This is a genomic window from Microcoleus sp. LAD1_D3 (assembly GCF_036702135.1).
Lineage (GTDB): Bacteria > Cyanobacteriota > Cyanobacteriia > Cyanobacteriales > Microcoleaceae > Microcoleus.
On sequence record NZ_JAUBSB010000015.1, the window covers coordinates 38,780 to 61,466 of the forward strand.

Sequence of the window (22,687 nt, forward strand, 5' to 3'; positions counted from 1 at the left end):
CTTAAGTTTTTTGAGGATACATCTCATGCTCACACTACCACGTATAGCCTCACCCGGGCGTCAAATTCATCGATGACTATCCCAAGATAAGGCCTGCATCTAGTTTAAGGCGTTGCAGGCGAGATTTTATTTTTTCCAGGTTTTGCGATCGGCAGCGTTACGGTAAATGTACTGCCGACGCCTTCTTCACTGATCAAAGTAATTTCACCACCGTGCAAGTCCACGCATTTTTTAACAATGCTCAGCCCCAGTCCAGTACCGGGAATGCGACCGACATTTTTGGCGCGGTAAAATGAATTAAACAGCCGTTCTTGGTCTGCTACAGGTATGCCAATTCCTGCATCCTGTACCGAAAAAACTGCCTCGGTTTCAGTAAGTTTTAATTCAAAGATTACTTCGGTATTTGGGGGAGAATACTTAATAGCATTGGACAGCAAATTGCCCAGAATTCGCCGGAGCAAGCTTACCTCCAAACACGCCATCGCCGATGGACTGTGATTTACAAAAATCAGCGTTACCCGATCATTTTCAGGTTTCAACTTCAGGCTGCTATGAAATTCCCCTACCAACTCATAACAAAACTTGGCTAAATCTATGGGTAGCAAGGAAAAGCCTGTTTTTCCTGACTCAACACGCCCCAGCAGCAGCACATCATCTAATAACAAATCTATACCTTTTGCGGCTGCTTGAGTTTTGTCTAGAAGTTCTTGTTTTTTCTCATCTGTTAATGTCAACTTGTACTTGCTAAGAAGTTGTGTAGTGCCAATGATGAAATTCAAAGGATTGCGAACGTCGTGGGCAATCATGTACAGCAAAGATGTTTTCATCTCATTGAGTTCTTGGGCGGTTTGCAAAGTGCGATCGAGTTGGTCGTGAGACAATTTGAGAGTTAAAGACAACTGGCGCGATCGCAGCAAAATCTCCACCCGCGCTTGCAATTCAATCTTCTCGATCGGAGCGATAATCAAATCGTCAATACTTTGCCAAATAAATTGCGTTGCCATCCCTACATCCGAGCGCGATGTAATCAAAAGAAAAGGCAAGCATACCGGGTGTTCTGCCTCTTTTTGGGCTGCCACCCATTGCCAGTGGCGTTTCAAGGCAAGAGCGTCAATTATCCCCAGGTCAAAAGATTGATTAAAAGGTAAAAACTCCTCACTATTTTCTGTGGAGTTGGGCAGCAATACCTCATAGTAAACAGCTAGCCATTCTAATAACAGGCGGCGATTTTCTTTCTGTTCGACAAGCAATAAAATTTGACTCACGCAGATTCTCCTAGCAAGCTGTGAACAATTCCCAGCAAATCTCTAACGATCAAAGGTTTTACCAACATATTCCGAGCACCGTGGCAGAGGCTTTCGTGCTGAATGGCAGCGCTTTGTTTGGGCGAGAGTATTAGAAAAGGGATTTGGTGATTTCGCAGTTTTTCGCAGCACTCCCAAATCCGGCGGTCGAAACCAGAAATATCTACTAAAGCCATCCCGATCCTAGCAGGCTGACTGATAGCTTGTGCAACATCTTCAAAGTTATAAGCCGCGATCATCTGGTATCCTTCTTTGTTAAGAAATTGTGCTAATAGTTCCAAGTTTCGATGATTGCGGTCTACGGCTAAAATTATTGAGTTGCCAGTCATTTATCAGCTTCCTCTGAATACGGGTTATAACCATTTTAGATTTTAGGTTTTAGATTTTAGATTTTAGATTTTAGAATGGGGAGTGAGTGATTATATATGGGTGGGGAGGTGGCCTAAAGTTGGATTCTTTTTTTATCTGGTATTAGCTTATTTTTCGGGGAGGGATTACATTGGTTTTCAGTTGAATAAAGTACAGATGCTCGGGAACAGGACACGGCCCCGTGTCCTGTTCCCCTACTGTATTTCATAGAAGTGAAAACTGCTATAAAAGTCGAAAAATACACAAATTTACCCATATATTTAAGTTGTCCAGGACTTAGGCTAGTGGTGAGGTGCGCGTCGCGCACCCTACTGATTAGTAGATTCACGACTGCAAAATTAGCTCCAATTGCCCAGAAACAGCAGGACAAACCCCGATTCAATCTTCCTCCCCTCCCTCCTCAATCCACACCGGCGCCGAACTCAAAATGCCGCGCAGCCCCGCTATCGGTTTGCTGACTTTGATGCCGTAGCGAGTAATCTCGAGTTCTCGCAGAGTTCTCTCGAAGTTGCTGACTCGTTTTTTAATTACTCCGATCGCCTTGCGGATTTCTGTCCTATTCTGCAGTTGGCGTTCCAGATAGCGTATAAACACAAGATTATCCGCCAAATAGCTAATCCCGATCTCGGTCAGCCGAAAATCTCCGCTAATGGCTTCTACCTCATTAATCAAGATAACGGTGACTCCCATATTCTTCAGATACTTGCACAAAGCGTGCAAATTGTTCACCAAATCTTGCCCCTGCATCGAAAGCTGATAGCCAGAAATACTGTCAATCATCACAATCCGCGTCTTTTCCTGCTCCACCTCCTGGCGTACCATACAGGCAAACTGATCCGGGGAGTACAGCAAAGGTTCCACGGGTATCACGGAAAGACTTCCTTGCCCAATCATCGCCGCAACCGGGATGTTAACTGATTCGCAGCGCTGCAGCAGAGTAGAACTTGACTCCTCAAAAATGTAAACTACCGATCGCTCCCCCCTTCCTGCAGCTTCCTTCATAAACTGAACCCCCACCGTCGTTTTACCCACGCCGCTAGGCCCGGTAATCACCGTGACAGTCCCCCGTTCCAGTCCCCCGTGCAGCAGTTCGTCGATTTCTGGCACCCCAGAAGAAATTGCTTCAGCCACAAAATCCTGTTGAAAGTTGTCCGGAAGCAGTCGCGGAAATACCTCCATACCAGCCTGAGTCAGGCGGAGCGAATGGCGGCCGATGCGGAAGTTGGAGCCTCGCAGCTTGGTGACAGACAGGGTGCGCCCTTCAGGGCGCAGTTCCAAGTAAATTACTCCGTCGCTGATGAATTGCAAATCGTCATCGGGAGCACTTGAAGTGCCTTCGGAGGTGAACACCACCGTCGCCCCCCCTTCCACCAAAAACCGCAGAAAAGACAGAACTTGCTTGCGGAATTGGAACTCATCCGCAGCTAAGTAGCGAAATTGAGTGATCGCGTCCAAAAACACCCGTTGTGGCTTGACAGCTTGGACTCGCTCGATAATCTTTTGTGTAGTCGGTTCTCGCTCAACCTCAGATGGGGAGAAAATGTCATAAGTCTGAACTTCTGTAAAGAATTCTGACGATGGGCTCAAATCCAGGAACGCCATCGCATCCATATCAAAACCGAGACTTGCGGCATTGGCGCGCAATTGCGCTTCCGGTTCTCCTAAAGTAATAAACAGGGGCGTTTCTCCCAGAGCCACACCTGCTGCCAAAAAGTGAAAGCCCAGTGTAGTCTTGCCAGTACCGGGGCCGCCGCGCACCAAATAAGAGCGTTGAGGAATTAGGCCGCCGCCAATCACTTCGTTGAGACCGGTAATTCCTACAGAAAGTCGGTTTTGAGACATTTGTTTTTTCATGTTTTGAATATCCGGCCCGTATTAATATTTAATGGTTTTAGGCAGTGTTTTGATAATTTTTTTTTACCGGGCGTCTCATAACCTTCATGAAATCTTTTTCTACCGAAAATTACGTTAGCACACAAGAATTAGAAAGTATTGTCGGCACTGCTGGCATCTGTCGCTGGCAAGATTCAGAGCCATTTTGGGAAGAACGGGTAGAAAAAGCAGTTGTTCCCGACACGAAAATAGATTGTACCGTTTACCCGAATACTCAGGAAGAACTGGCGGCTGTCATTGCTTGGGCACAGCAAAATCGCTGTGCAGTCTTGCCTTGTGGCAGTGGCAGCAAACTTGATTGGGGCGGTTTAGTTAAATTATACTCCGATCCCCCCCGGCCCCCCTTAACAAGGGAGGAGCAAGATGTTGTCAAAGTGGGTCTTTTTAAGGGGGATTTAAGGGAATCTCCTGATGCAGCGGGCCTTGTGGCTGTCAGCACTTCGCGCCTCAATCGACTTGTACAACACGCTGTGGGCGATTTAACCGTGACTGCAGAAGCGGGGATGAAGTTTGCGGATTTGCAGCAAATTTTAGCTGCTGCCGGTCAATTTTTGCCGATCGACCCAGCGTATCCGCAACAGGCAACTTTGGGCGGCATTGTCGCTACTGCTGATGCGGGTTCCTTGCGGCATCGCTATCGCGGGGTGCGCGATTTGCTGTTGGGAATTACCTTTGTGCGATCGGACGGTAAAATTGCGGTAGCCGGAGGTCGAGTTGTTAAAAATGTCGCCGGTTACGACTTGATGAAACTGTTTACTGGTGCTTACGGCACATTGGGCGTCATCAGTCAAGTAACTTTCCGAGTTTATCCGCTGCCTGAATCATCGGGAACCGTAGTGCTGACAGGGGAAATTAATGCTTTGTCCCAAACGGCTCAAATCTTATTATCCTCTGCTTTGACACCAACAGCCGTTGATTTGGTGTCACCTGATTTAGTAGCACAATTAGGCTTAGGAAAGGGCACGGGATTAATCGTCAGATTTCAAAGTATCGCAGAAAGTGTTAAACAACAATCAGCCCGCTTACTGGAAGTTGGCAAAAAGTTGGGTTTGCAAGGCACTAGCTGCTGCGAAAATGATGAGCATCAGTTATGGCAAAGATTGCCAGAAACAATGTGGGATTCTGGCACAAAGTCGGCAATTATTTGCAAAATAGGAATCAGACCCTCGGAAGCTGTAACAGCAATTAACGAATTGCCGGTACAGGACGCTTTGATTCATGCAGGCAGCGGTTTGGGGGTTTTGCGGTTTGAGAATGCGACGGCCCAAACGCTGTTGCAGGTACGCAGAGGGTGCGAAGCGAAAGGCGGTTTTCTGACTGTTTTAGCAGCGCCGACCGACATCAAGCAACAGTTAGATGTTTGGGGCTATACTGGAAGTGCGATCGATTTAATGCGCCGGATTAAACAGCAGTTTGACCCGGAAAATCTTTTGAGTCCCAGTCGTTTTATAAGCGGTATTTAATTTAAAGTTTGTAGTCAGGAGTTTGGTCTTTATTGAATCCCGGTCTAACTCATTTGTTAACTAGACTTGTTTTTTAACGAACCGCGAAGGCGCGTTAGCGCTAGACCCCGAAGAAAGAGAAAAGAAGAGAAGTTTTTGTTTGCTTGAGGAATTTAGGCTTGCTAAGCATAGCAACCGCGCCTGACTGTTAGGAAGTTCTTTTCTTAATTGCTGAAATATAAGCGGTCGATTGCTTCTGACTTCTCTCCTAGATAACTAAATCCTTTTTTCTTCTTCCTTCTTTCTTCTTCCTGACATCCGTGACATCCGTTACATCCGTTACAGAATCCGTTGCCGAACTTTCTTCTTCTTTCTTCCATATATGCAAACTTCAGAAAAATCTCAAGTTCCCAGCGACGAGTTAAAACCTGCTAAAGAAAGCAATTTTCTAGCACAAAATCCCCATTTACAAACTCCCGAACTACAGGGCTTTGATGCTAATAATCCGCCGAATCCCCTATTAATCGATACTTGCGTGCACTGCGGCTTTTGCTTATCAACTTGTCCGAGTTATCGCGTACTCGGCAAAGAAATGGATTCGCCTAGAGGCCGCATTTATTTAATGGATGCAATTAACGAAGGCGACGCACCTTTAAACGAAGCAACCTCACAGCATTTCGATACTTGTTTGGGATGTTTAGCGTGCGTAACAGCTTGCCCTTCTGGAGTTCAATACGACAAATTAATTTCCGCAACACGCCACCAAGTTACTAGAAATCAGGAACGCACTTTTTCCGACAATGTAATTCGTACTCTGATTTTTAATCTCTTCCCTTATCCTCACAGATTGCGGCCTTTGCTTGTACCGCTGTTTATTTATCAAAAATTAGGACTGCCAAAACTTGTCCGCAAAACAGGTTTGCTGAAAAAAGTATTTCCCCGCTTGGCGGCGATGGAATCAATTTTGCCGAAAGTTACTGTCGATTCTTTCCGGGATAATTTACCAGAGGTAATTCCGGCAATAGGTGAAAAACGCTATCGAGTCGGCGTGATTTTAGGCTGCGTGCAGCGGCTGTTATTTTCGCCTGTTAATGAGGCTACTGTGCGTGTTTTGACGGCTAACGGTTGCGAGGTTGTGGTTCCCAAAAGTCAGGGATGCTGTGCTGCTTTGCCGGAACACCAAGGCCAAGCGGAACAGGCAAAAGCTTTGGCGAGACAAATGATTGATAGCTTTGAAAATACGCGTGTTGATTTTGTGATTATCAACGCTGCTGGGTGCGGTCACACTTTGAAAGAATACGGTCATATTTTAGCAGATGACCCGCAATATCGGGAGAAAGCTGAAAAATTTGCTGCTAATGTGAAGGACGTGCAAGAGTTTTTGGCAAGTGCGGGAATTACGGCGAAACTCAATCCTTTGATTGACGGAGATTTGACAATTGTGTATCAGGATGCTTGTCATTTGTTGCACGGCCAAAAGATTAGTTTGCAGCCGCGTCAGTTGCTGCAACAAATTCCGGGGGTGAAGTTGAAAGAACCTGTGGATGCGGCTTTGTGCTGCGGGAGTGCGGGGGTTTACAATATGCTTCAGCCGGAGGTTGCTGATGAATTGGGAGTGCAAAAGGTGGAAAATTTGCTGAATACTGGGGCGGAGTTGATTGCTTCTTCTAATCCGGGTTGTTCTTTGCAAATTAAGAAGCATTTGGAGTTGCAGGGAAAGGAAGTTACTTTGATGCACCCAATTGAGCTTTTGGATTATTCGATTCGCGGGGTGAAGTTGCTGAGGAAGTAGTTTTGTAGGGCGGGCGGTGTCCGCCCTGCTTTTGATGCTGAGTGAGATGTTTTTTAATGAACCGCAGAGGGCGCAGAGGGCGCAGAGTTCGAGAATAGAGAGATAAAAGAGAAGGAGGAATAGGCTTTTGTATTGAGAAGTCGTGAAGCGTAGCTATCCCGTAGGGAATCGCACTTCTGACTACTTCCCAAACTGCTAAAATTAAATTCAACAGTCTTTGACCCCGGACAACTGTTATGGTAACTCAAATCCCATCCCCTCCTCAGCAAGAAGTTATTTACCCCGACAGCGACGGCTTACCAATGGCAAATAATACTGACCAATTTCGCTGGATTCTCGTCATCGAACAAAATTTAGAATGGATGTATGCTAATGACGAGAATGTATTCGTAGCGGGTGATTTGTTTTGGTATCCAATCGAGGGAAGACCGAATATTGTTAACGCGCCCGACGTGATGGTTGCGTTCGGCACACCGAAAGGGAGACGCGGTTCTTACCAGCAGTGGAATGAGTCAGGAATTGCACCGCAAGTTGTGTTTGAAATTCTATCTCCTGGCCACACGCAGGATGAAATGGACAAGAAATTGCTATTTTACGATCGCCACGGAGTTGAAGAATATTACATTTACAATCCTAGCAATAACCAACTGCGAGGCTGGCTGCGGGGACAAGATGGGTTAGATGCGATCGCACTAATGGAAAATTGGGCGAGTCCTCGATTGGGAATTCGCTTCGATTTATCGGGCGATCAATTGCAAATTTATCGACCGGATGGAACGAGGTTTTTCTCCTACGTTGAGATTTGTCAACTGTTAGAGGAAGAACGCCAGCGGGCCGAACTTGCAGAAACCGTTTTAGCAGAAGAACGTCAGCGGGCCGAACTTGCAGAAACCGTTTTAGCAGAAGAACGTCAGCGGGCCGAACTTGCAGAAACCGTTTTAGAAGAGGAACGACGCCGATCGCAGATTTTGATGGAACGGTTGCGAGAAATGGGCATTAACCCAGATGAATTAAGTTAAAAATTTGGGTATTTTGGGTTGGATGAAAAAGTTCGTGAAGCGTAGCTATCCCGTAGGGAATCGCACTTCTCACCCTTCCCACAAGCTAAAATTAAATTAAACAGTCCCTAACCCCGGACAACAGTTATGGTAACTCAACTCAAGTCTCCTCAAAAACCTGATGTAATTTACCCCGACAGCGACGGCAAACCAATGTCTGACAATACCAAACAATTTCGCTGGATACTCATCATCCAACAAAATTTAGCGTGGCTATTTGCCGATGACCCGAATGTATTTGTCGCGGGGGATTTGCTGTGGTATCCCGTCGAAGGAGATAACAAGATTCGCGTCGGCCCGGATGTGATGGTAGTCTTCGGCAGACCGAAAGGAGATAGGGGTTCTTACAAGCAGTGGGAAGAAGAAAATATCGCGCCGCAAGTAGTGTTTGAAATTCTTTCTCCCGGTAACAGGCTAACAGAAATGAATAAAAAACAGGTATTTTACGATCGCCACGGCGTAGAGGAATATTACCTGTACGACCCGGAACGCAACGATTTTAGTGGTTGGATGCGTTCACAGGGGCGTTTGGACGTAATTGATGCGATCGAAAATTGGGTCAGTCCCCGACTAGGAATTCGCTTTGATTTGTCGGGTGAAGAGTTGCAAATTTATCGCCCTGACGGGGAACCGTTTGCAAGTTATGAGGAGGTTTCTCGCAGCTTGGAACAAGCCGAACAGCGGGCAGAACAAGCCGAACAGCGGGCAGAACAAGAACGAGTGCGGGCAGAACAAGCCGAACAGCGGGCTGCTGTCCTAGCAGAAAGACTGCGATCGATGGGAATTGACCCGGAACAATTGTAAACTAGACGGGGGAAAAGAGCGATCGCACTTTTAAATTTTAGCAAAAGTGCGATCGGCATAATAACTAATAACTAATGACTAATGACTAATGACTAATGACTGCTCACTAATGACTATTTCCCCTCTTCTAACCTCAAAAAATGCACCTGTCCCGAAGCTTCCGCCACTACGATTGTCACCCCATCAGGTGCAATAGCGCCAGCTTTTAAAGCACTATCTCCCCTGAAACTAGCAATTACTTCTCGATTTAACAAATCCCAAACTTTGAGAGTATTATCGTCCGAAACAGAAATTGCCTTTGTTCCCATAGTCGCCACAGATGTTACCGCATCAGCATGACCTGCCAAAGTAAAAACTTCTTTTCTACTTGACAAATCCCAAACTTTCAACTTGTGTTCCCGCCCGCCAGAAATCGCCCATTTGCCATCCGCCGTAACTGCCACAGCATTCACAAAACTCTCATGACCTTTGAGAGTAAAAAGTAGATTTTTGACGGCTAAATTCCATAAATATGCCAAAATATTCTTTTCTTTTCCCAAACTCCAAATTTTCAGATTTTTGTCGCCGGAAGCCGAAATAATTCGCTTGCTGTCGGGAGTAACTGCCACAGATTTTACCCCGTCATCATGACCTGAAAAAGTAAAAAGTTCCTCTCCTGTTTCTAGATTCCAAACTTTAATAGTTTTGTCTCCAGAACCGGAAATCGCCATCGTTCCGTCTGCCGTCACTGCCACAGAATTTACCCAGTCTGTATGACCAGTAAAAGTAAAGATTTCCTTTCCGGTTTCTAGATTCCAAACTTTCACAGTTTTGTCGCCGGAACCCGAAACTACTCGCTTGCTATCCGGTGTGATTGCGATCGCTTTTACCCAATCTTTATGACCGGGAATAGTAAAAATTTCCTGTCCGTTTTTGAGATTCCAGACTTTAATGCTGTTGTCTCCTGAACCGGAAATCGCTTTCGTACCGTCCGCCGTCACTGCTACAGCATTTACCCAGTCAGCATGACTTGCAAATAATAAATTTTCTTTGCCTCTTTCTAAGTGCCAAACTTTGAGAGTTTTGTCAGAGGAACCAGAAACTATCCGCTGGCCGTCGGGGGTAACAGCCACAGCATTCACTGGGGCGATGTGATTGGTAAAAGTGAAAAGTTCTTCTTTTGTTTCCAGATTCCAAACTTTCAGCGTTTTGTCGCCGGAAGCCGAAATTACCCGTTTGCCGTCGGGACTGACTGCCACAGCTTGAACGAAACTGCCGTGTTTTCCTAAAGTGAAAAGTTGCTTTCTTTCTGACAAACTCCAGACTTGAACAGTTCCGTCGTAACTGCCGGAAATTATGTGTTCGCCGTCGGGAGTAACTGCTACACTTTTTACCCAGTCTTCATGACCCGTGAGAGTAAAAAGTTCTTTTCCGGTTTCTATGTTCCAGACTTTAATGCTATTGTCGCCTGACCCAGAAATCAACCCTTTGCTATCAGGAGTTATTGCTACGGACTGCACAAAACTGCTGTGACCTTTGAAGTTAAAAATTACTTCCCTGCTTGTCAAATCCCAAACTTTAATACTGCCATCCCAAGAACCTGAAATTACTCGCTTGCCGTCGGGAGTTACTGCTACTGCTTCTACGGCAAAAGTATCGCCTGCAAAGGTAAATCTTTCTGTCCCAGTTTCTATATCCCAAATTTTAATGGTATTGTCCCAAGAACCGGAAATTACTTTAGTACCATCGGGGGTGACAGCTACAGCATTGACGTAGGTAAGATGACCTTTGAGGGTGGAAAGTTCTTCTCCTGTTTCTAAGTGCCAAATTTTGAGATTGTGGTCGGAGGACGCAGAAATTGCCCGCTTGCCGTCGGGGGTGATTGCTACAGCTTGTACCCAATCTGTATGGCCGGTGAGGGTGCGTAGCAATCTCCCGCCAGGAGGGGTAAAACTGGCAGTTATCGGTCGCAGCCACGGTTTTTTTTGTTGTTTTGCTTGTGTTAACAGTGCTTGAATTTCTGGACTTTCAAAGCACATCAATCGGGCTATTAGTTGGGTAGCTAGTTGGGTTTTATCTGTGGCTAGAATGTGGGCCGACAGCCGAATTGCTTCTTGGATTAATTTGAGTTGGTCGGCTTTTTGATCGGAGATAATAATATCGGAACTTGTTGCTAAATCGTAATCTTCTATTAGCGCCTGTACTCCCGATGCGGACAGCTTGGCTTCAATAAAATTGTAATCTGTTAGTAAGCTGTATAATTTTTCTGAGTCAGAAGTCGCTGCTAGCTGACTTGGCAGGATTCCCAGGTAGTGCGTCTGTTCTGCGGGCTGCATTTTATCCAGCCCTTGTGTAAACTCGGTCATAAATTTACGGATGTGTTTTTTAAATGTATACGATCGCTAGCTGCACCTACTGGAAATCCGAGCGAGAATTTTTTCTCTTGACTTAGCATGACATATTTGAATGCTATGTGCTACGGGCTTGCTGTCCTCGGTTTAGTGAGGGTTCGATGAATTGCTGGTTTTTTAGTCGCAGTCTGCTTTGAGAATTTTCAAGCAGTGCGATTACAATAAATTCCCGCAAATATAATTCAACTCAGCAACGCCCAATTTACCGAGCAATCTACAAAAGCTTACATATATCGTTGTTTTTCTTAACATAGCTGGTATTTTGGCGACGAGAGTCGATCGATCAACACTGTCAAAGCTAATAATTTTTAGGTATCGCAATCCTATTTAAAGTGCGAAAAAGACTTTTTATAACGAAATATGATGGCGGATGCTCTAATTTTCTGTCAAGTCGGCCGCATCAGCAAGGCAGATGTCCCCCTGGTTGGGTTTCGTACCTCAACGGCATCTGCAATCTGTTTCACCCAAAGCTCTCAGAAAGCTTTGCAGGTGCGCCCCCTTCCTCTAAAATATAGAAAAGGACTTGCACTCTTAAACCGGGTTTCTAGACAAAATCATTGGTTTGACCGCTAGGTACGCAGGAAGAAACCGGGTTTCTGACTCCATAGCGCGCAAGTCACGATCGCAAATAAAGCAGTATTGAGTTTAGAGACAAATTTCATGGATGTTATTGAGTTTTTCGAGTTAAGTGCAGGCAAATGGTTTTCCCAGCGTACCGTACACAATCTCAATTCTGGGGAATTGCAGGCCGGTAAATCTGACCTCAAAATAGAAATACTGACAGCTAGCGATGCAGCAGTCGTCAAACTTTGCCAACAACACTCGATTAACCCGGCTTCAACTGGGCTAAAGGGCGTTCGGATTAGTTGGGACGGTATTCCCGATCGCGACAAAGCTAAACAAATCGGTTCTACAATATTAGCGATCGTACCAAATCCCGGCAATCCCAGCGAAGGCCAAGTGTTGCAAGACAAGGGTAATAGCCGCTACGTGATGGGCGACGACGTACTGACATTGATTACAGAATCAGACACCCTCCATGCAGAAGAAAGGCTGTGGTATCTCATGCCTAACTTGCGACTGCGGACTAGCGTTGTTAAGCAAGCTAACGGTACTGAACAAGCATCTTTTTGTTCGGAAATTCGGATGGGAGGCACTCCTAAAAGTGAAGAGTGACAAATAACTATCTAGTTCTCAAAGTTTACACCCTATTTCTGCTTTCTCCCTTCTTTCTTCTGCCTTCTCTGGCAATCGCTTTTAACTTGGTATGAAAATCAGTGTGTTTGACAACTGGGAATGATTTGGCCACAGGTTTGTCCGCTAATTTGTGCTCAGTTTCGGCTCGATCGGCGAGGGCGGTAACAGCCACATCTTCATATACTACAAATTCTGTATTTTCTTTTGTGCGATCGTCGGCGGGCAATTTTCCTGTTTCCTGGGCTTCTGTGTTCGGTACTTCTGCATCTGGTGTGCGATCGAGCGGCGGTTCGGACGGCTCAACCAAATCTAACTCTGCGACAGTTACTTCCGATTCCTGGTTCGATAAAAGTATATCTTCCGGTGGTAGTTGAGCAGCACTTTCTCCGGTTAAATTTTGAGGAAAATTATTGCATACCAAGCGTTCAAACTCGCGATTGAAATGATAAAGAGGTTGACCTATCCGATGCCACATACTCAATAGCTGTCCCACAGAAACAGCCTTGTAGCGGCCTTGGTAAAGCGCTTCAACCACTGCTAAACGCAGCCAATAGCCGGGATATTTGGTCAGCCATTCACCCGCCAATTTCTCGGCTTTTTTGCCACCTAGGTCAAAACCGTAGTGAACCAGCAGAGCCGCTGCTTGTGCAGATATTGCCGTCACTTCTGTCATTTGTTGTCTGTTGACTGTTGACTGTTGTCTGTTGACTGTTGACTGCTTTCTGTTGGTTCCAAATTCCCAATGACCAATTCCCAATGACCAATTCCCAATTAGACAATTGAATTAATCGGATAAACGCACGCCTCCTTCTACAGTTCGCGCGTCCCCGGAAAAAGGTTGGGGAGTCCCATTCCAATTGAAGTCGCTAACTCTAAAAGTCAGGCTGCCGACTTGACGCTCAGGATTAAAACGCAAAATAATTGCGTAGCTGCGGCGACTGTATTCTAAAGTGTAATTCGTACTGATTGCTTCCCCGCTTTCTAAATTAATAGCACTTTGAAATCCAACTCGAAAGCCTCCGTAAACTTGCTGGACAAGCCCAAAAGACAGGACTCTCAAATCTACTAAGCGATCGAATAAAAACGGCGATATACCGTCCCGGCCCACCTGGGTATAAGTCAGGTTAAACCCAGTGTAATCGAGGAAAGGGCGGGAGAAATGACCGAACTGCCCTTGAATGCCGACGCTGCCGGCGATCGAATTTTGTCGATCGCCACTGCTGTAAGAAGTGCCAACTCCCCGGACTCCCAAGGCCAGTTGCAAGAAAGGAACCACCGGCGTCCGCGTATACCTCAAACCCTGGGTGGGAGTGCGGGGCAGCGGTTCGCCCTCCCACAGGTTGAAGCCGCGACTCAAGGCAAAGCTGAGTTGGGAACGCCCCAGATCGATGCGGTTGTTTTCCCGCACTGGTTCGAGCAAGTCTGCTCGATCGGTGTCAGCATTGATAAATTGATACCCAGCTTGGTAGCTGAGATTGATACCAGTGCTTCCGAGTGGGATGACTGGGGAAGTGAGGACTGCCCCCAGGCTACTCTGCACGGTTTGATAGCCCAGAGAACCGTTAAACAGTCGATCGCGATAACTGTATTCTGCTGCCAGAGTGTGAGTGCCGATCAACTGTCGCAGGCGCAAATTGCCCCGAAAGCTGTCTTCCGGCAAGTTCGGGAAATCTTCAAAACTCAGAAATATTGCCGATCCGTCGAGCCTGGTGCGCGGGCCCAGACTAGCCCCCAACCTCGCTTTCAGCCCGTAGCTATCGGGAGAAAACGGATTACCGCCGTTCTTTGCCACGATCCGCTGCAGGTAAATTTGGGGCGTCAGGGTCAGCCGCACTGGCCCGTTTTGCAACACCTCAAAACCGCACTCGGCATACAAACCGCCTCTTTCGCCCCCGTCGTAGCCAAAGGTCAAACACGGGCCGTTTTGCTGCCGGCTGTCAAACACTTGCCTGCGGGGATACACGGGTATTTTCACGCGGTTGTCGAACACCAAGCGGGGTTTAGTTGTGACCAATTCCTCAGCCGTGGGCGAAATCCTTCTAATCGTCGCCGTCCGGGCCCTGTATTCAAATTCCGGCGGGGAAAACGGGTCGTTAGTAAGCCGAATGTTGGTTGCTACCCTCGCGCCGTCTGGCAGCAGTTCGATGCGTTCTGCTTCAAAGCGGATGCGGTTGACGGCGCCGACCACTTGGGGGGCCGCTAGCTGTCCGCCGCCGCCGAGAGTGACTGTTGCAGCGCCGGGGGATTTGACTCCGCGCAGGGGCTGCTGGCTGGTAATTCGATCGCTCAGGGGCTGTTCCAGAATCGTCCCAGCACTGATATCTGTAGGCAGTGTGGGGGTCAATTCGCTACCTGCTGCGGGCAGGAATATTTCCCCCCTGGCTTGTTCGACTGCGCCGCTGTTGAGGCCGAGATTGAACTCCATCCGCTGGCCGCGCACTACTTGTTGGCCGCGGGTATAGGCGACATTGCCGGATGCTACCACTTGGCGGGTGACTAAGTTGACGATCGCTCGATCGGCATCAATCACAGTTTGCCGGAACCGCACGACGACATTACCAACCGCCGTCACAATTTGCTGCTTGTCGTCAAATTCTTGGCTGTCGGCCTTAACTTCAATAGTATCGGCCGGACTCACCGGAAACGGAACCGTCCGCCCAGAAGGTGCGGTGCGGACTCCCGGCGTGGCTGGTTTAGGCTTCGGTGTCGGCGCAGGGGGCGTACTGGGTGCGGGGGCCGTGCCTGGTGTGGGAATGTCCAACTGCTGTTGCCCGCTTGGTGCTGGTTCTGGCGCGGGTTCTGGGACGGGAATCTCCGCAGGTTCGGGAGAGTTATCTTCTAACTGCCGGCCTTGGGCCTGATACCAACTTTCCTGCTTTCCGACAAGATTTCTCTGCTGTTGTTTCTGCGCCTCTGCGGTTCGTTTTCGATTGCGAATGGCAACGGCATTTTCTACCGAACCTAATTGGTAAGCCGTAAACGAGGAATCTTTCGGAGTTTCCGCTGTTTCGGGTTCTCCCACAGAAGGCCGACGCTGAAATCCCACCACTGCGTCGCCGCTTTCCACTGCTGCTAGGGGGTCGGCGATTTCTGGAGGCTGGTCGGTGGCTGGCGTAGTGCCGAGGAGTGTGGCTGCTGGTTCTGCTGGGGCTGGTGTGGGTTCTGGCTGAACGATATCTGGGCTTGGTTCCGGTATTTCTGCGGGGTTGCTGCGGGTGTCTCCATCGCCGGTCGCGACAGTGAGAGCGACTTTTTTGGGCTTTGCGATGTAGATGATGCCAGGGGGTTCTGGCGGCGGTACCGGATAGGGCATAGTTACAATAGGTAAGTCATCCGATTTTAGATTTTAGATTTTAGATTTTATAGGGTGCAAATTATTGAAAATTTTGCATCTAATAAGGCAACTGTTTAAACATTCATCTGATATCTAAAATTTGCAGTGGCTTTGGCGCGCCGAAACCTGGCTGCTTTCAGAACTTGCTTTCGCCACAACATAACCTCGCTGCTGGTGCGAGGTCAAGTATTGTTCAACTAATTTTTGCGGGTTTGTCGGCTGTTGCAGGGGCTGCGGTGACGCGCCCCCAGCAAGCGGCCGGGATAGCTTGTTTATTCCATGTCTCTGCGGTTGGGGTTCCGGGCTGGGTCATTGGACAAAAATCCAAATATGAACAGGGAAACAAAAAATAAAACAACTACATTAACTACGATTTTGAGGGTTAGCACTGTGGGAGTCTCCAAAGATGGCATAATACTGAGCTGATTTGCTGCTGTTGCAGCAACTTTTTTATCATAAGCTAAAGATTAGTCAATTTTATCTTTGCTTTTGAGGATTTTTGGCAAGTTGATTTTTGCCCAATTCCAGAGTTGCTCGGCGATGTTTTCTAGCCGCAGCATAACTCGATCGAGCCATTCGAGCACTTGTTCTAGGGGGTGCTTAATATATCCCATCGATTCGGCTTTTGTTTCTAAGTAGTCGCCCTCGGGTTGGACGCCTGCGCTGGGATTTTTGGGCTCGGCTGCGGCGGGGGTTGCGGCCGTGTATCTGCTAGTTTGGGCGGTGATTGCTGCTGGGGATTGGTTGTTTTGTGCGGTGTTCGGGTTTGTGTTTTTTGGCACTTGGGTTTCCTGTGCACGCCCTGGGGTTGATTCTGCTGCGAGTGCAGAGCTATTTTTTTGAGTAACTGCTAAATCAGATGCTGTTTGGGGTTGACTTGTTGGGCTTTTTGTCAGCAAGCTCTGTTTTAGCTGCCCCAGCAGGCGGTGAAGTGCTTCGGGGTACGGGGATATTGAGACTGCGGTCGATCGACCTTCTGACAATTCTCCTAATTCTGCAATTTCTTGCTTGACTTTTGGACTAGCTTGTGCTGCATGGGTTTGAGCTGCTGCCTGGGGTTCGGAACTGTCGTCGATTAAATGCTGTGGTGCTGGTTCCCCAAATAAGTCTTGCCAGTTCAGCCACGGTCGATCGACCTCTGGGCTTATTTGCGTGTTTTCTTTTTCTTGTCGCTGTTTCAAATAATACTGAATGGCAACTGATTTCTCAGTATTATCACTGGCTGCCGTTTCTTTGCCCAGAAGGTGATCTACTGACGACCAAATAATTCCCTCGATGTTTCGAGCGTATTTTTCGAGGATTTCGCGGGCGGAAAAATCTACATTGGCTTCTGTGCCGGATGTATTAATTTTTACTCCGGGGGCTTCTGTGGGTGCGGCGATTGTTTTTGCCGATGGCGGCAGGGTTAATTCCTCAATGTTGACGGCGGCGCGATCGAGTAATGTAACAAAGGAGAGAGGATTAGCGGGTCGATCGAACTTGCTGTTAAAATTAGTTTCTAGTTTTGGGGTATTGGGGTCGATCGAATTCGATGGCGCAATTGACTGCAGTGCGGTTTTTGCTTCGATTTGGGCGCGGGCTTTTTGGACTAGGATGGCATTGCGGTCGATGGATTTTTTAACTGCGAGGATTGATTCTCCAAACTGATTTCTTTTCAGAGCAACCGGACTCGTCTGAAGCCATGCCATCAATTCCCAAAAACGACGCATCGGCGGCAACTGCGCTTTTTTCGCCGCTGACTCCAAACCGAGATTAAATTTTAATTCTTTTTGGGTAATTTCCCGTTGTTCGGGTCCGCAGTTTGCTACTTCCCAAGTTATGCGACCTTCCAGCATTTCCTGCTGTTCGGGTGTCAAAATATCTAATATCTGATTTTCTTTTCCGACCAATACTAAAGTGCGGGCTGGGATAAAACTGGCAATTCCCTCCACTTTCGGTTGCGGTTTTAATTGAGTTTTAGCAAGTGGGTGTTCTAAGACGGAAGTGGTTTGATGCTTGGTGATTTGTCCCTTAAAAGTGATTGCCGGAGGTAAATCGTTACCAGTATTTCCCTGATTATTAATTAACAGCGGGAAGCTGGCTAAAGTTTTCGCAGTTTGCGACGAGTTTAGTAAATTTTCGGCTAGGTGCAAAATTTCGGCTATCGAACTTTCCTCGGAAATTTCCCCCTGATACCAATTTTGTGGCAAATCGGGATTTTCGTCGCCCCCAAATTCTTGCAGTTCCGGTAAATCTACTTTTTGACTTGATTCCCGCAACTGTCGGCCTAGCAGTCGGGAACTTTGCACCAGCAAATAAGCTGGATAAAGCAGAATTTGGGTGGCGGTGAGAGTTGCTTCTTTAATTTGACGCCAAGTTCGATCGCAATTGTCAGCGACTTGGCGGGACTGTTTCGATATAAAATTTAATAGCCGGCTTTGGTATGGGCCGTAGTAACCGTTAGACATAAGTTTTATTCTTGAATTCAGATTTTTGATTCGCGCCGGAATTGCTGAATATTGCTGTAAAATCAAAGCGAGATCTTAATCGCAGCTTCAAACCCTCTGAAACCTCTATTTCTTAGCGTCCTTTGCGTCTTCGCGGTTCAATCCGATCTTTGATTCCTACACAAATCCTATTTTAGCGAAATATGAGCGCTTCTGTGTCACCTGCTAGCAACAATATTTCTGAAGTTGTAGAAAAGTTGCGCCGCCTCAGCCAAGTGGAGGTTCAGTCTGGTTGGAGGTACTGCGATTCTGACTCTGCTGTTTCTTCAGTAAATATTTGTAACAGCCCTGTTGCTGAACTTAACAGCAAAGGACATATTGCTTGGCCGTCGGGGAAACAAGTTTTGTATTTGGGCCAGCAATTTGTAATTCCTGACAATTTGCACGGCTATCCTGTGGTTGGTTTGCGGTTGCTGCTGGGTTTGACTTGGTGGGCAGAAGATGCTCAAATTTTTGTGAACGGCGAGTTAGTCGGACAGGGAGATTTATTTGATTTTGCCGATCGAGTTTTGTTGAGTTCGTCGGCAAATCCCGGAGATGAATTTTTAGTTATTTTGCGGTTGGTAAGTCCGGGTCACGATAACGGTGCTTTAGTGCGATCGATTTGTTTGTACGAAGCTGCTGACTCTTCTTGTTTCGATCCGGGTTTTGTTGCTGCCGAATTAGAGATTTTGCAAAATTCGCTAACTCACAATTTAGAAAATTTAAATTCCCAATACCTCTCCACCGAAACAATAGCAAATCGCCCCGGGTTTGTCAAGGGGGAAACGCTGAAATCTGAGATTGATTTGGCGATGGGTTTGATTGATTGGTCGGCGGTGTGCGATCGCGAAAAGTTCGATCGCTCGCTGTCTGTTTTGCGGCACAATTTACTGGGATCTCTGCGGGCTTTTTCGGGGGATTTAGATGAGGGAACCGCAGAGGGCGCAGAGAGCACAGAGGGAGGAAGAAGGGATGAGGTTTTTGAGGGTGGAGAAAATACCGATGCTACATCTATATATATAGGAGAAAGTGGCGATCGGACATCTTTTTCGGGGGAGTTGGATGAGGGAACCGCAGAGGGCGCAGAGAGCACAGAGGGAGGAAGAAGGGATGAGGTTTTTGAGGTTGGAGAAAATAGCAATGCTACATCTATATATATAGGAGAAAGTGGTGAACTGACATCTATATATACAGGTAAAATCTATTTGGTCGGTCACGCTCATTTAGACTTAGCTTGGCTGTGGCCTGTCCCGGAAACTTGGGAAGCGGCAAAGCGAACTTTTGAGTCGGTATTGAAATTACAATTGGAGTTTCCCGATTTGATTTTCTGCCATTCAACTCCGGCGCTTTATGCTTGGATGGAAGAACATCGGCCGGACTTATTTGCTGCGATTAAAAAACAGGTGGTGGCGGGTTGCTGGGAAGTTGTCGGCGGGATGTGGGTAGAACCGGATTTAAACTTGATTTCCGCTGAATCAATGGTGCGGCAAGTTTTTTACGGACAGCGTTACGCAAAAGAAAAATTTGGAGAATTGATGCGGGTAGCTTGGCTACCGGATACTTTCGGTTTTGGGTGGCAATTACCTCAGATTTTGCGGCAAGGTGGAGTTGATTATTTTGTGACGCAAAAGTTGCGCTGGAACGATACAACGGAATTTCCCCACGGTGCATTTTGGTGGGAAGGGTTGGACGGTACTAAAATATTTAGTATGATGTCTCCTCCAATTGGCGAAAGTATAGAATCTGTGAAAATGGCAAGTTATGCTTTTGACTGGGAAGCTAAAACTAATTTGCAAGATGCTCTTTGGTTGCCTGGGGTTGGCGACCACGGCGGCGGCCCGACTCGTGATATGTTGGAGGTGGCGAAACGCTGGAAAATGTCGCCTTTTTTCCCGAGGTTGGAGTTTGCGAAAGCGGTTGATTATTTGTCTTTGATTGAGAGTCATTTTTTGCCGGAAGTTGGGGAAAGTTCCTCTGAAAGCGATGTTCCAGACTCGGAGAATCAGGAGAATTTGCGGCCGCGAGAATTGTCAAAATTGTCGGCAATTTCGGATGCAAATCCTCCCATCTCAGAACTCAAAACTATTCCCCGCACTCTCCCGATTTGGAAAGACGAACTTTACTTAGAATTCCACCGGGGCTGCTACACGACTCGCGCCGACCAAAAACGCCAAAACCGCCGCTGCGAAGAATTGCTCTACCAAGCCGAGTTGCTGTCTTCGCTGGCAACGATTTGTGCTGGTGCGGTTTATCCGAAGTCCGAATTAGAATCTGCTTGGAAACAAATTTTGTTTAACCAGTTTCATGATATTTTGCCCGGTTCTGCGATCGCCCAAGTTTACGCGGATGCTAATATAGCCTTTGCCGAGGTCGATCGCACTTGTCGCGAAATCTTGCTACAATCTTTGGATGCAATCTCGGCTCAAATTTCTCTGCCGCATCCTCCGCAGTCCGACGCTCAACCGATTTTGATTTTCAATACTCTCAATTGGTCGCGCTCTGAGGTTGTGGCTGTACCGCTTCCCGATTCCGCTGATTCAGCTTGGCAAATTTACGATTTTTCCCGACGGCGACTGGTGTCGCAAATTGTCAGGCGCGATCGACCGCAATCGCAATCTACACTGTTATTTTGGGCCAATAATATCCCCGCCGTTGGCTACCAGGTGTTTTGGCTGTGTCGCGAAGACGCTCAAACTGTTGATAATGCGTCTGCGAGTCCAGAAACCGAAAAAAAGACAGAGTTATCAAAACTTACATACGGTATAGCACAAAAAAACACAGTTAGTCAAGAAACGCCTTTTGCAGCCGCACAAATGGTTCTAGAAAATGAATTTATTCGGGCAACAGTAGACGACAAAACTGGCAATTTATCCAGCATTTGGGATAAAGTAAATAACCGAGAAGTCCTGAATGCAGCAGGCGGCAATCAACTGCAAGCATTTCAAGACAGTGGCCAATATTGGGATGCTTGGAATATCGATCCAAATTATGAAAAACATCAATTACCCGCGCCGACACTCAAAGATATTTTTTGGGTAGAGGAGGGAGAAATACGGCAGAGTTTGCGCGTAGTCCGACAAATTGGCAAATCGGAGTTTTGCCAAGATTATATAGTAGAAATAGGTTCGCCGGTGCTGAAAATCAAGACTGTTGCAGATTGGCAAGAAACTCACGTTTTAGTAAAAGCAGCCTTTGGGTTAAATGTAGAAGCAGATTTTGCAACTTGCGAAATTCCCGGCGGTGCGATCGATCGCACAACCAAGCCGCAAACACCCGCCCAAAAAGCCAAATGGGAAGTGCCGATTTTGCGCTGGACGGATATGAGCAATGACAATTTTGGAGTGAGTTTGCTCAATGATTGCAAATACGGTTGCGACCTTCAGCCGAATCAAATTCGGCTGACATTGCTTCGGGGTTCAACTTGGCCCGATGAACAAGCAGATGTAGGAGTTTCCGAATTTACTTGTGCCGTCTATCCCCACGCTGGAAATTGGCAAGAAGCCGGCACAGTTCGGCGCGGCTACGAGTTGAATTTGCCGCTGCTAGTAAAGGTGTTGCCACAGTTAGGAGAAAATCGAAACAAGAATTTATCCGCAGTTGGCAAGTTATTGGATTTGTCCGCCGAAAATTTAGTGTTGATGGCGTTTAAACAGTCGGAAGAGGATTCTAATGTGTGGATTTTGCGGTGTTGCGAGTGTCACGGTGAAGAGGCGAAGTTGGAATTAAAGAGCGATTTGGGTTTGGCAATTAGTCAGCCTGTCGATTTATTAGAACAACCCATAAATTTGCCCCAGAAGTCAGACGATGGGAGAAATTTCAGAATATCACCCTGGAAAATAGCTAGTTTTGCAGTAAATTTATCAATACCAATGGAGATATAGTACCTCATCGCAAATTTATCCCACATTTTGAGCCTTTGCGAACTTAGTGCGAACAAAATTTGCCAACCTACGCCAATTAGCTCTCACAACTTTCTTCTGATCTAAAATATGCAAAATTACGAACGCTAAAAATGTGTACGCCAGCCAAAAATGCAAACTCCTTCCCACCTCAACCAGTGCGGAATTCTGCGGAAACATATCCGGCAAAAGAATTCCGAAAAATTTCACATTGTTACTTTTGTAAGAGTTAGAAAGTAAGAAACCCGCAACCGGAACTAGCCACATAAAAACGTACAAAGTTGCGTGCAGAGCAAAATTTTTGTACCATTCCTTCGTAAACTTTGGCAGGCGTTTCGTATATTTTTTCCACCATACGCGCAGCAGAGTTAAAATCCGCCAAGTCAGCAAAGCCATTGTCAGCACTCCTACGGATTTGTGAAAATCGTAAAGGGGGCCTCGAATAAACAATTCTCCCGGCAATCGAGCCATAGACGTACCGGTAATAAACAACACTAAATAGCAAGCTGACATCACCCAGTGTAAGGACATCAGTTGTTTGAACGCAGAATTAAGTCTGGGTTTCGCAGCGGGTTGGGTAGTCACTGTTTCTTACCTCCTTAGCGTTTGCTGGACAAGATTAAGTATAAACTCTAGGACTAAAGCCCGTGACCGATTGTGCATCATAAGATTTACTTAACTTAATTATTGCAAATATTTATTAAGCTGTCAAATTAACTATATTCACGATCGTCATT

At 46.8% G+C, this 22,687-nt stretch carries 15 protein-coding genes; 6 read left to right on the forward strand and 9 right to left on the reverse strand.

What is annotated here, in order from left to right; translation table 11 throughout:
- Positions 1-104: 104 nt before the first annotated feature.
- The 3 genes from QUA74_RS11475 to QUA74_RS11485 all read right to left on the reverse strand — a co-directional run bounded on the left by QUA74_RS11475 (position 105) and on the right by QUA74_RS11485 (position 3,527).
- Positions 105-1,265 (reverse strand): ATP-binding protein, encoded by a 1,161-nt coding sequence (locus QUA74_RS11475; RefSeq protein WP_333328368.1) that lies wholly within the window; start codon positions 1,263-1,265, stop codon positions 105-107.
- Entirely contained in the window at positions 1,262-1,633 is a 372-nt protein-coding gene (locus QUA74_RS11480; protein ID WP_333328371.1) for a response regulator, read from the reverse strand. Before QUA74_RS11480 ends, QUA74_RS11475 begins: the two co-directional genes overlap by 4 nt.
- Before the next feature lie 418 nt (positions 1,634-2,051).
- The gene (locus tag QUA74_RS11485) at positions 2,052-3,527 is read right to left on the reverse strand and encodes an ATPase domain-containing protein (protein WP_333328373.1); all 1,476 of its coding nucleotides are present in this window, start codon (positions 3,525-3,527) and stop codon (positions 2,052-2,054) included.
- Positions 3,528-3,613: 86 nt separating this feature from the next.
- Between QUA74_RS11485 and QUA74_RS11490 the strand changes: the two genes are divergently transcribed.
- The 4 genes from QUA74_RS11490 to QUA74_RS11505 all read left to right on the forward strand — a co-directional run bounded on the left by QUA74_RS11490 (position 3,614) and on the right by QUA74_RS11505 (position 8,662).
- On the forward strand, positions 3,614-5,029 hold the full coding sequence (locus QUA74_RS11490) for an FAD-binding oxidoreductase (RefSeq protein ID WP_333328377.1): 1,416 nt from the start codon (positions 3,614-3,616) through the stop codon (positions 5,027-5,029).
- Positions 5,030-5,390: 361 nt separating this feature from the next.
- Entirely contained in the window at positions 5,391-6,800 is a 1,410-nt protein-coding gene (locus tag QUA74_RS11495; protein ID WP_333328380.1) for a (Fe-S)-binding protein, read from the forward strand.
- Positions 6,801-7,036: 236 nt separating this feature from the next.
- On the forward strand, positions 7,037-7,819 hold the full coding sequence (locus QUA74_RS11500; RefSeq protein WP_333328383.1) for a Uma2 family endonuclease: 783 nt from the start codon (positions 7,037-7,039) through the stop codon (positions 7,817-7,819).
- 126 nt (positions 7,820-7,945) lie between these two features.
- Positions 7,946-8,662: a Uma2 family endonuclease gene (locus QUA74_RS11505; protein WP_333328386.1), complete on the forward strand. Its 717-nt coding sequence runs from the start codon at positions 7,946-7,948 to the stop codon at positions 8,660-8,662.
- 113 nt (positions 8,663-8,775) lie between these two features.
- Here QUA74_RS11505 and QUA74_RS11510 read toward each other — a convergent pair whose 3' ends face one another.
- Positions 8,776-11,019, reverse strand: a complete 2,244-nt coding sequence (locus QUA74_RS11510; protein WP_333328566.1) for a hypothetical protein — start codon at positions 11,017-11,019, stop codon at positions 8,776-8,778.
- A gap of 693 nt (positions 11,020-11,712) precedes the next feature.
- Here QUA74_RS11510 and QUA74_RS11515 point away from each other — a divergent pair.
- Positions 11,713-12,228, forward strand: coding sequence for a phycobiliprotein lyase (locus QUA74_RS11515; RefSeq protein ID WP_333328388.1), 516 nt, complete (start codon positions 11,713-11,715; stop codon positions 12,226-12,228).
- Positions 12,229-12,253: 25 nt separating this feature from the next.
- Here QUA74_RS11515 and QUA74_RS11520 read toward each other — a convergent pair whose 3' ends face one another.
- The 4 genes from QUA74_RS11520 to QUA74_RS11535 all read right to left on the reverse strand — a co-directional run bounded on the left by QUA74_RS11520 (position 12,254) and on the right by QUA74_RS11535 (position 18,030).
- Complete coding sequence (locus tag QUA74_RS11520) at positions 12,254-13,006, reverse strand: hypothetical protein (protein ID WP_333328391.1); 753 nt, start codon at positions 13,004-13,006, stop codon at positions 12,254-12,256.
- Between the two features lie 27 nt (positions 13,007-13,033).
- Positions 13,034-15,562 (reverse strand): DUF3769 domain-containing protein, encoded by a 2,529-nt coding sequence (locus QUA74_RS11525; protein ID WP_333328394.1) that lies wholly within the window; start codon positions 15,560-15,562, stop codon positions 13,034-13,036.
- Between the two features lie 293 nt (positions 15,563-15,855).
- On the reverse strand, positions 15,856-15,972 hold the full coding sequence (locus QUA74_RS11530) for a photosystem II reaction center protein I (protein WP_039887172.1): 117 nt from the start codon (positions 15,970-15,972) through the stop codon (positions 15,856-15,858).
- A gap of 78 nt (positions 15,973-16,050) precedes the next feature.
- Positions 16,051-18,030, reverse strand: coding sequence for a hypothetical protein (locus tag QUA74_RS11535; protein ID WP_333328396.1), 1,980 nt, complete (start codon positions 18,028-18,030; stop codon positions 16,051-16,053).
- A gap of 182 nt (positions 18,031-18,212) precedes the next feature.
- On the opposite strand from QUA74_RS11535, the gene QUA74_RS11540 reads away from it, so the two are divergent.
- A complete protein-coding gene (locus QUA74_RS11540) occupies positions 18,213-21,932 on the forward strand; it encodes an alpha-mannosidase (protein ID WP_333328399.1) in 3,720 nt (1,239 codons plus the stop codon).
- A 15-nt stretch (positions 21,933-21,947) separates the two neighbouring features.
- Here QUA74_RS11540 and QUA74_RS11545 read toward each other — a convergent pair whose 3' ends face one another.
- Positions 21,948-22,535, reverse strand: coding sequence for a cytochrome b (locus QUA74_RS11545; protein ID WP_333328402.1), 588 nt, complete (start codon positions 22,533-22,535; stop codon positions 21,948-21,950).
- Positions 22,536-22,687 lie beyond the last annotated feature (152 nt).